The sequence below is a fragment of the uncultured Sphingomonas sp. genome (assembly GCF_964243315.1).
Lineage (GTDB): Bacteria > Pseudomonadota > Alphaproteobacteria > Sphingomonadales > Sphingomonadaceae > Sphingomonas.
The window spans coordinates 1-10,317 of sequence record NZ_CAXTEM010000077.1 but is presented as its reverse complement, the minus strand read 5'-3'; the positions used below and the strand labels follow the sequence as shown (position 1 = coordinate 10,317).

Here is a 10,317-nt window from a genome sequence, read left to right as displayed (position 1 = left end):
AGCTCGACAATTTCGGGCGCTTCCTGAGCCTGGTCGTCGAGCACAAGCACAAGATTGGCTTCACCGGCACGATCCTGATCGAGCCGAAGCCGCACGAGCCGACCAAGCATCAGTACGATTTCGATACCGCGACGGTGTACGGCTTCCTGAAGCGCTACGGCCTGGAGAACGAGGTCAAGGTCAACATCGAGGCGAACCACGCCACGCTGTCCGGCCACACGTTCGAGCACGAGATCGCGACTGCCCGCGCACTCGGTATCTTCGGGTCGATCGACGCCAACCGCGGCGACCCGCAGAATGGCTGGGACACCGACCAGTTCCCGAACTCGGTCGAGGAGCTGACGCTGGCGATGCTCGAGATCGTTCGTGCGGGTGGCTTCACCACCGGCGGCTTCAACTTCGACGCCAAGGTTCGCCGCCAGAGCATGGATCCGGCCGATCTGTTCTACGGCCATGTCGGCGGCATCGACGTCGTCGCCAAGGGCCTGCTCAACGCCGCTGCGATTATCGAGGACGGGCGCCTCGATAAGATCCGGACCGATCGTTACGCGGGCTGGGACGGCGAGATCGGTGCGGCGGTCGCCGAGCGCGACCTTGCCGGCATCGCCGACCTGGTCGTTGAGCGCAATTTCGATCCGCAGCCTCGTTCGGGGCAGCAGGAGCGCATCGAGAATCTGATCAACCGCTTCCTCTGATTCCGTTTTTCCGACTTCCACCTCTCCCCTGGCCGGCTGCGTCTTCCTCGCAGCCGGCAATTTTTTTGGGAGGAGGGGTTTGGCGGAGCAGCAGTTAACCCACCACCCCGGCGGAGGCCGGGGCCCAGGTACGCGGCGCTACTTGGCGGGCGCTTCGCTTCCTTACATCCACCTTCGCAACTGGGCCCCGGCCTCCGCCGGGGTGGTTTGGAAGGCGAGCGCCGGTGACGGGTTCGCCTACCGCTCATCCGCATAGGTCACGATCTTCACCAGTTCTCCCGCGCGGATCGGCTCGCCCTCGTCGCGGCCGTTGAGCATGAGGAACAGTGCGCGCGGTGCCGGGTCGGCCATGCGGCGCGACAGGGTGTCGACGGTGTCGCCCGCCCCTGCCCTCACCGTCCGGATGACGCGCGGGCGGAGTTGCGCGACTTCGGCGTCGGAGAGCGGGCGGAATGAGGCGAACAGGGTGCGCAGTGCCGATGCGCTCGCGTCCGCGGGGGGCGATACCATGATGAAGTGGTACGCGCGGCCACCGCCGCCGTCGTAGACCGCGATCGAAAGCGGCACGGTCCCTTGCTGTACCGCGAGGCGGAGCTGCATGATCACCGCGGGCAGCCCGTTGATCGTGACGCGGTCCGCCGCGACCATGTCAGCCTGCCCCTTGCCGACGACGTGGCGCGCGAGCAGCTCGGCATAACCCGCGATGCCGCCCGGCGGCAGCGTGCCGCCGCCGAACTCGCCGGCGACGCCGTTCGGGCCGCTCAGGCGGATCGCCTGCGGGCTGTTGGTCAGCGAGAAGCCCTCGGGCGCGGCGAAGAAGATTCGCATCACCGGATGCGCGAAGCTGCGGCCGAGCACGAAGCCCTGTTCCGGATCGTCGCCATAGAGCAGCCCGTCGACCTCGGCGAGGAACGGCGCCGCCTTTTCCGGCAGCGCGTCGTCGGCGAGCCCGGTGGCTTCGGCAGCGGCACGCGCGCGTTCGATGCGGTGTTCGGTCAGCGGATGGCTCAACGTCCATTCGGGGATGCTGCGCGCCTCGTCCCGGCCGTTGGTGCTGAGCATGAAGCGCTGCTGACGGCCGAGCGCGCCGAGCATGTCGGCGGCGGCATAGACGTCGTAGCCGCTCGCGCGGAGATAGCGAACGCCGAGATCGTCGGCTTCGTACTCCTGGTTTCGCGAATAGCGCAGCGTGAAATATTGCGCGGCCTGGCCGGCTAGGCGGGTCAGGCGATCCGACCCGGTCAGCCCGACCGCGATCACGCCGAGCCGCCGCCACAGCGATCGGCGCTGCTGGCGCTGCGAATGGCTGGCGACGATGTGCCCGACCTCGTGTCCGATCACCGAGGCGAGTTCGGCCTCGCTGGTCACTACGGCGAACAGGCCGCGGGTGACGTAGATGTAGCAGCCGGGCACCGCGAAGGCGTTGACGACATCGCTGTTGACCAGCGTGAAGGTGCATCGCCCCGGTAGCCCCGCAGCATCGGCAAGCCGGCTGCCGATCGCGGCGACGTAGCGCGATTCCTCGCCGGCATAGGCGCCGCCGAACTCCGCAAGCAGCTTCGGATGCTGTTCGGCGCCGAGCGCGCGGTCCTCAGCGGTGATCTGCGGCGGCGCAGAGTCGGGCGCAGGCTCGCCGCAGCCCGCCAGCAGCAAGATCGCGGCGAACCCGAGCCGGGCGGATCGAGCGATCATGCGCTCAGCCGGTAGAGCCCGGCACCGTGCGGCGCGATGCGCTGGCCCAGCCGTTCCGTGACCCGACCGATCGATCGGTCGCTCCACAGGTCGCGCGCTTCGACGGCGCCGGCGATGCCGAGATCGCGCAGCGGCATCGCGACCGCGCGCGGCTTGTCGCCGGTGTTGAACAGCGCGACGTAGCGGTCGCCGTTCGCGGCGCGGGCCGACCAGACTCGGGTGCCGTCCTCGACATAATGCGGACGATTGTCGGTGCTCCCCTGGTTGACCGCAATCACCGCGCGATTGGTGAGCAGCGCCAGCGTCGCCGCATCCAGATGGCGCAGGTCGCCACCCATGATCAGCGGCGATCGCGCGATTGACCACAAGGTCATCAGCGTGCGCTGTTCGTCGGGCGTGAACTTTGTGTCGCGCTTGCCGAGCGCGAGGCGCCCGAGCGGGAGCATGTCCGCATCGGGCCACGCACCCGGGCGGCGTTCGGCGTTCCAGTTTTCGAGACGCACGAACTGCGCCTCCAGCAACGGCCATTCGTCCCAGAAATCGTCGGAGATCCGCCACATCTGCGCATGGCGACGGACGTGATCGGCGCGGGGCACGGGTGTCTCGCCTGGTGACAGGCTGAGCATCATCGGACGGCCCGACGCGACGATCGCGTGGTGCGCCGCCTCGATCTCCGGCGCGTGCGCGTCATAGGGGCGGCTCATGTCGTCCATCTTGACGAAGTCGACGCCCCACGACGCGTAGAGCGCGAAGACGCTGTCGTAATAGGCCTGAGCGCCGGGCTTGCGCATGTCGACGCCGTACATGTCGGGGTTCCACGAACAGACGCTGGCGGTGTCGGCGATGTCGGCGGCGTGATAGCGGGTGCCGAACACCGGCAGGTTACGCTGGACCGCGAGGCGCGGGATTCCCCGCATCAGGTGGATGCCGAACTTCAGCCCGAGCGCGTGGACATCGGCGGCGAGCGGCGCGAACCCGCGGCCGCCTGCGCTCGACGGGAAGCGGTTCGGCGCGGGCAGCAGCCGGCCATAGCCGTCCATCGCCGGCTTGGGATCGCGATTATAGTCGTAGCTCGACGCCTCGGGCTCGTACCATTGGATGTCGACGGTGAAGACGTCGTAGCCGAACGGCAGCAGCCGATCCGCCATGATCCGCGCGGTCTCGCGTGCCTGTGCCTCGGTGATCGTGGTGGCGAAGCTGTTCCAGCTGTTCCACCCCATCGGCGGCGTCGGCGCGAGCGGCAGCCGCTTGACCTTGGTCATCGCCGCGGCGGGTGCGGCTAGCGTCCCTGCGAGACCCGCGGCGAGGATCGTGCGCCGGTCGACGATGTCGGTCACTGCTCAGGCTTCGGCGGGGAAGAAGCGCTGGACGATATCGCGTGCCAGGCGCGCCGGCCGCAGGGTGGCGGCGTCGACGCAGCACCAGCTGGATTTCACCTCCGCGAGCACTTCTTCGCCGCGCTTGATGATCGTCTCGTAAAACGCGCGTGCGCCCTGGACTCGTTCGAGCAGCACCGTCGCGATCACGTCGTCGCCGAGGAAGGTCGGCTTGCGATAAGTAATCTCGTGCTTCAGCGCGATCCACAGATGCTGCGCGACCGCATCGGCGGGCGCGAGGGTGCGCCAATGATCGATCACCGCGGCCTGCACCCATTTCAGGTAGCTGGCGTTGTTGACGTGGCCCATGAAGTCGATGTCCGCGGGATCGACGCCGATCGGGTAAAGGTGCGCGCGGGCGTTGGTCTCAACCATGTCAGTCCAGCATCCCGTTCGAATCATCCACTTACCCTATCATAGCCGAGTCGGTGGCATTTGCGTGTTGCGAAACGTGACGCTGGTCAGTCGAGCGTCATGACCCCGAGGTAGATCGGGTCCTCCATCGCCAGCCCGGCGCCAGTGGCGACACAGGTCAGCGCGTTTTCGGCGACGATCACCGGCAGTCCGGTCGCGCGCGCAAGCACAGCGTCGAGCTGCGACAGCAACGCGCCGCCGCCGGTCATGACGATGCCCTGGTCGCAGATGTCGGCGGCAAGCTCCGGCTCGGTATGTTCGAGCGCGGTCAGCACCGTCTCGACGATCTGACCGACGAGATCGGCGAGCGCGATCGCGATATCGGCCTGGCTGACCTCGATTTCCTTGGGCACGCCCGCGCGCAGATCGCGGCCACGGACGGGCAGGATGATGCCGCGGCCGTCCTCGGGCGCGCGGGCTACCCCGATGGCGAGCTTGACCCGCTCCGCCGTCGCTTCGCCGATGATGAGGTTGTACTTGCGGCGGATCGCGGACGCGATCGCGTCGTCCATCTTGTCACCGCCGACCCGCGCCGAGGTGCTGTACGCCAACCCGCGCAGCGACAGCACCGCGACCTCGGTGGTGCCGCCGCCGATATCGACGACCATCGCGCCGACCGGCTGGGTCACCGGCAGCCCCGCGCCAATGGCGGCGGCCATCGGTTCCTCGATCAGGTGGACGCGGTGGGCGCCAGCGGCGGTCGCGGCCTGGCGGATCGCGCGGCGTTCGACCGGGGTTGCGCCGGAGGGAATGCAGATCGCGACCTCGGGCCGGCGCGGCAGGCGGCTGGGCCCGCCATGCGCCTTGTCGATGAAGAACTTGATCATCTGTTCGGCGACGTCGAGGTCGGCGATCACGCCGTCGCGCATCGGCCGCACCGTGACGATGCCTTCGGGCGTCTTGCCCATCATCAGCTTGGCCTCGGCGCCGACCGCGCGGACGCGCTTAACCCCGTCGCGCGTCTCGATCGCCACCACCGATGGCTCGTTGAGGACGATACCGCGGCCGCGGAGGTAGACGACGGTATTAACGGTGCCGAGGTCGATCGCGATGTCGCTCGACGGCAGGGAGAAGAATCGGGGGAAGCGCATGGTCGGCGGAACACTCGGTAACGGGCGTCGGCACGCTGCCGTCGCGAGCCCGATGCTGTCGAGCGAAAATGCGCGACGTCAACCGGCCTGCGCCGTGCCGCCCGACACCGGCGACGGTGTTAGAGCGGATTAGCATCGCGTTGACCCATGCCGTCATCCCCGCGCAGGCGAGGATGACGACCAGGGTGGCTTATTCTGCTCGAAGTCATCTAGCTCTAGTAGGTCGCGGTCCAGTCGAAGCGGTCGGCGGGCACCGCGGGCGAGAACAGGAAGCCCTGCGCCATGCTGCATCCGCCGCGGCGCAGATAATCGAGCTGTTCGGCGGTCTCGACGCCCTCGGCCACGCACTGGGTCTCGAGGGCGGCGGACAGCAGCAGCACTGCTTCCACGACCGCGCGGTCGGTGCGGTTCGACAGGCCGGCGACGAAGGTCCGGTCGATCTTGATCGCGTCCATCGGGTAGCGCGACAGATGCGACAGCGACGAGAAGCCGGTGCCGAAATCGTCGAGCGCGATCGTCACGCCCGCGGCGCGCAGGATCGCCAGTTCCGCGACCGCGCCCTCCACGCCAGCGCCGAACAGCGCGGTCTCCGTCACCTCGACCTCGAGCGCGGACGCCGGGACGCCGTGCATCGCCATCGATCCGAGCAACCGTTCCGCATAGCCGCGCGCCGCGATCTCGCGCGGCGACGCATTGATCGCGACCCGGCCGATCGGCACGCCCGCATCGATCCAGCCGCGAATGTCGGTCAGCACCGCGGCGATCATCACGCCGGCGACGATCGAGGCGAGCTCGGGATCGTCGAACGCCGCGGCGATGCTCCCGGCGAGCTGGATACCATGGCGTGGATGATGCCAGCGCAGCAGGGCCTCGGCCCCGATGACCCCCATCGTCCGCAGGCAGATCTTGGGCTGGTAGAAGGCTGTGATCGAGCCCCGCGCGATCGCCTCACGCGCCAGCCGGAGCATCGACACCTGCCCCTGCAATCCGGCACGCATCGCCGAGGCGAACGGCATCACCGCGTGGCGACCCGCGGCCTTGGCCGAATAGAGCGCGATGTCCGCCGCCTGGAGCAGGGTCGACGCATCGCCGCCATCGCGGGGGTAGGTGGAGACGCCGACGCTGGCGCGGACATCGACGGTGCGCTCGCCCAGCTCGCACGGCGTCTGCAGCCGTGTCAGGATCGATTCGCCGAGCCGGACCGCCCCGACGTTGTCGATGCCGGGCAGGGTCAGCACGAATTCGTCGCCGCCGAACCGCGCCACCGTGGCGTCGGCGGGCAGATCGAGCGTCAACCGCGACGCCACCTCGACGAGCAGCGCGTCGCCGGCCTGGTGGCCGAGCGTGTCGTTGACGAGCTTGAAGTCGTCGAGGTCGACCAGCAACAACGACGACGGTGCGGTCGACGAGGAGACCAGCTCCTCCAGCACGCGCTGGAACGCCGCCTTGTTGGGCAGCCCGGTGAGCGCGTCGTGGGTCGCCGCCCAGGCGACCGTGTCCTGCGCCAGCTTTTCCTCGGTGACGTCGCGCACGGTGATGAGCACGCGCAGGACGCTGGCGTCGGGCGCGCGGATGACGTGCCCCCCTGTAGCGATCCAGCGGAGCGCGCCGTCGTTCTGGCGTAGGATCCTACGGAGGCCCTGAAAGCCGTGCCGGAAATCGCCTGCCACCGCGCGGCGGTGCTGGTCCTCGGCTTCGGGCCGGTCGTCGGGGTGGAGGATCGCGAAATAGGTTTCCGGTCCCGCGGGCGTGGTCGCGTCGACGCCGAAGATGCGGCGTAGTTCGGACGACCAATGCTCGCGCCCGTCGACCACCGAGAAGTCGGAGATGCCGAGCCCGGCCGCCGCGGTCGCGAGCCGTAGGCGTTCCTCGCTCAGCCGGAGCTCGGCCTCGGTCTGCCGCCGATCGCTGAGATCGAGCATTGCGCCGATCGCGCGGGTGACGGCACCCTTGTCGTCGCGCAGCAGCGATCCGCAATCGAGCACCTGCGCATAGGTGCCGTCGCCGCGGCGGAAACGATATTCGCAGGTCCAGCGCGCATCGCCCTCGCCCACCGCGCGGTCGAGGCTATCCACCACACGGTCACGGTCCTGCGGATGGATATGGGCCTTCCAGAAGCCGCCGACGTCGGTATCGTCGTTGATCACGTGGCCGAAAGTGTCGCTCATGCCCTCCGACCACATGATCTTGTCCTTCACCAGATCATGGTCCCAGAACACGTCACGAGTGGCGAGTGCCGCGAAACGATAGCGTTCCTCGGCCTGCGCAAGCTCCGCTTCGGCGATCACTGCATCGTGAATGTCCTCGGTCGACCCGTACCAGCGGACGATCGCGCCGACATCATCGTGCCGAGCATAGGCGCGCGACCGGACCCAGCGCTCGGTGCCGTCATGCGTCTGCACCCGAAAGCGCACGTCGAGCGGGGTGCCGGTGGTCAGCGAGGTTTCCACCGCCTTCAGCACACCGGGCAGATCGTCGTGATTGGCGATGCCGAACCAGCCCTTCGCCAGCGCTTGTTCCGTGGTCTGCCCGGTGAAGCGGCACCAGCGATCGTTGAAGTGGAGGATGCGGCCGTGCGGATCGGCGATCCACGGCATTTGCGGGTTGAGTTCGACGGCGTGACGGTAATGCGCTTCGCTGTCGCGAAGCTGGCGTTCAGCGGTAAAGCGCGCGGTAAGATCGGTGACGACTTCGATCGCGCCGATCAGCGCGCCGGCAGGATCGAACAACGGGGTCGCATCGGAGGCGAAGTAGATCTCGCCGCCGTCCGCACGCCGCGCCAACGCCTCGATGCCGTGCACCGCTTCGCAGGTAGCCAGAGCGCGGGCCAGCGCGGTGTCGCCCGGCGCGAGCGCGCCGCCGTGAGCATCGGTGATCGGCCAGATCGACGCGTGCGGATCGCCCAGCCCCGGCGTGCGGCCCCAAAGCGCGACCGCGGCGTCGTTGAAGAAGGTCAGTCGACCCTCGGCATCGGTCATGCATAGCGCGACCGGCACGATCGCGAGCAACGCCGTGCCCGACAGCGCCGCCGTCGGATCGGCACTCGCCAGATACCGCCACGCGGCCGGCATCGCCGGCGGGGCCGCAGGGCGCGCGTGCGGATCGCTATCGAAGTCGGTCGAGTGCAGCACCGTGAAGAGAGACCTTGTTAGCGAAGGCGTCGTCGCCGGACCGGGCGACGGGGCCGAGATCGATCGGCCCGCACACGGTCTAAGCCACGCATCTTAAACATAGGTTTAGTGATTACCATCTGCTTGCGACCCAGTTTGCGATCGCTCAGGCGGCAGTGATCGGGTCGCCTATCTTCAGTGTCTCGCCGCGGGTGACGATGACCTTGTCCCCGAGCTTCACCGCCGCGAACAGCTTGCGTGCGAAGGCGACGGGGATCCCGACGCAGCCATGCGTGACATAGCCGTCGGCGACGTCGCTGCCGTGGATGGAAATGCCGTCGTTGGTCAGCCTCAGCATGTACGGCATCGGCGCGCCGCCATAGATCGTCGACCGGTGGGTCGCGTCCTTCTGCGTAATCGGGAAGATGCCGAGCGGAGTGGGCTTCTCCTCCGCCCCGAAGATGATCACCGCGGTGCCGATCTCGTACCCTGCGCGGAACACCGACAGCACGCGCGCGGCGAGATCGACCGTCACGACGATCTGCCCCGCGGGCGCGCCGCTCTCGTCCCAATAATGATCCCCGATCCGCATCGGGCTGCGCACCGACAGGATGTGCTTGACCACGAAGCGCGGGTCCGGAGTGGGTGCGGGTGCGGGTGCGGGTGCGGGTGCGACCGCCATGATCGGCGGCGGCACGCTTCTGCTCACCACCGGCGCGGGCGGCCGGTTCAGGACCAGCGCAACCGCCGCCGCCAGCAACGCCGCGACCAGCACGGCCACCGCAACCATGCGGGCGAACGACGCGGGGGCGGGTGCGTGGCGGCTCATCGAGCGGCTATTCGGGCAAAGCACGCCGGGCCGCCAGCCCCGCATTCCGGGCGTGCCGGGGCGGGACGGACGGTCGCCGCGTTTACCAGCCGGTCGGCTTGCCCTTGTTCTGCTGATCGAGCCACTTCTTCAGCGGCGCGAAATAGTCGACCAGCGCCTTGCCGGACATCTCGCGACGGCCGGTCATCGCCTGCAGCGCGTCGGGCCAGGGCTTCGACTGCCCCATGCTCAGCATCGCGTTGAGCCGGTCGCCGACTGCCTTGTTGCCGTAGAACGAACAGCGGTGCAACGGCCCCTTCCAGCCTGCCTGGTCGCACGCCGCCTTGTAGAATTGGAACTGCAGCACGCGCGCGAGGAAGTAGCGGGTGTAGGGCACGGTCGCCGGAATGTGGTATTTCGCGCCGGCGTCGAACTTGCTCTCGTCACGCGCGACCGGCGGCTTGATCCCCTGATATTGCAGGCGCAGCGCGTCCCAACCCTTCTGGTAATCCCCCTCCGCGATCTGGCCGGAGAACACGCTCCAGCGCCATTTGTCGATCAGCAGCCCGAACGGCAGGAACGCGACCTTGTCCATCGCCTGGCGCAGCAGCAAGCCGATGTCCTTGTCCGCGCTCGGCACCTGCGCAGGGGCGAGCAGACCGATCTTCACGAGATAATCGGGCGTGATCGACAGCGCGACGGTGTCGCCGATCGCCTCGTGGAAGCCGTCATTGGCGCCGTTCTTGTAGAGGAACGGCTGGCCCTTATAGGCGCGCTGATAGTAATTGTGGCCGAGTTCGTGGTGGATGGTGACGAAGTCGTCGCCGTTCACCTTGGTGCACATCTTGATCCGGATGTCGTCGAGATTGTCGATGTCCCAGGCCGATGCGTGGCAGATCACCTCGCGGTCGGCGGGCTTGACGATCTGCGACCGCGCCCAGAACGTCTCCGGCAGAGGCGCGAAGCCGAGCGAGGAGTAGAAGGCCTCGCCCTGGCGGACCATCTTGACCGGGTCGTAGCCCTTGGCCTTCAGCAACTCACCGGTATCGTAGCCGACGTCGCCCGCACCCTTCGGGGCGACGATGTCGTAGATGTTGCCCCATTCCTGCGCCCACATGTTGCCGAGCAGGT

At 68.0% G+C, this 10,317-nt stretch carries 7 protein-coding genes and 1 pseudogene; 1 reads left to right on the top strand and 7 read right to left on the bottom strand.

Features of this window, described 5'->3' with window-relative positions:
- Nucleotides 1-695, top strand: a pseudogene (locus tag ACFE77_RS14900) (xylose isomerase); the annotation flags it as partial.
- Nucleotides 696-932: 237 nt separating this feature from the next.
- Here ACFE77_RS14900 and ACFE77_RS14895 read toward each other — a convergent pair.
- The 7 genes from ACFE77_RS14895 to ACFE77_RS14865 all read right to left on the bottom strand — a co-directional run.
- Nucleotides 933-2,387 (bottom strand): M48 family metalloprotease, encoded by a 1,455-nt coding sequence (locus ACFE77_RS14895; RefSeq protein WP_375422434.1) that lies wholly within the window; start codon nt 2,385-2,387, stop codon nt 933-935.
- Nucleotides 2,384-3,649, bottom strand: a complete 1,266-nt coding sequence (locus ACFE77_RS14890) for a glycoside hydrolase family 27 protein (protein ID WP_375422435.1) — start codon at nt 3,647-3,649, stop codon at nt 2,384-2,386. Before ACFE77_RS14890 ends, ACFE77_RS14895 begins: the two co-directional genes overlap by 4 nt.
- Before the next feature lie 78 nt (nt 3,650-3,727).
- Nucleotides 3,728-4,138, bottom strand: a complete 411-nt coding sequence (locus ACFE77_RS14885) for an acyl-CoA thioesterase (protein ID WP_375422433.1) — start codon at nt 4,136-4,138, stop codon at nt 3,728-3,730.
- Nucleotides 4,139-4,224: 86 nt separating this feature from the next.
- Nucleotides 4,225-5,268 (bottom strand): rod shape-determining protein, encoded by a 1,044-nt coding sequence (locus ACFE77_RS14880; RefSeq protein ID WP_375422432.1) that lies wholly within the window; start codon nt 5,266-5,268, stop codon nt 4,225-4,227.
- Between the two features lie 215 nt (nt 5,269-5,483).
- The gene (locus ACFE77_RS14875; protein WP_375422431.1) at nt 5,484-8,399 is read right to left on the bottom strand and encodes an EAL domain-containing protein; all 2,916 of its coding nucleotides are present in this window, start codon (nt 8,397-8,399) and stop codon (nt 5,484-5,486) included.
- A gap of 145 nt (nt 8,400-8,544) precedes the next feature.
- Nucleotides 8,545-9,207, bottom strand: a complete 663-nt coding sequence (locus tag ACFE77_RS14870; protein ID WP_375422430.1) for a L,D-transpeptidase family protein — start codon at nt 9,205-9,207, stop codon at nt 8,545-8,547.
- Nucleotides 9,208-9,289: 82 nt separating this feature from the next.
- Nucleotides 9,290-10,317 (bottom strand): M2 family metallopeptidase (locus tag ACFE77_RS14865; protein ID WP_375422429.1); only part of this gene is annotated, 1,028 nt, incomplete at its 5' end.

What these genes read in the sequence shown, in the direction of transcription:
- ACFE77_RS14885 (WP_375422433.1), bottom strand. Translation starts at nt 4,138, where the DNA reads ATGGTTGAGACCAACGCCCGCGCGCACCTTTACCCGATCGGCGTCGAT.
- ACFE77_RS14895 (WP_375422434.1), bottom strand. Translation starts at nt 2,387, where the DNA reads ATGATCGCTCGATCCGCCCGGCTCGGGTTCGCCGCGATCTTGCTGCTG.
- ACFE77_RS14880 (WP_375422432.1), bottom strand. Translation starts at nt 5,268, where the DNA reads ATGCGCTTCCCCCGATTCTTCTCCCTGCCGTCGAGCGACATCGCGATC.
- ACFE77_RS14890 (WP_375422435.1), bottom strand. Translation starts at nt 3,649, where the DNA reads ATGACCAAGGTCAAGCGGCTGCCGCTCGCGCCGACGCCGCCGATGGGG.
- ACFE77_RS14870 (WP_375422430.1), bottom strand. Translation starts at nt 9,207, where the DNA reads ATGAGCCGCCACGCACCCGCCCCCGCGTCGTTCGCCCGCATGGTTGCG.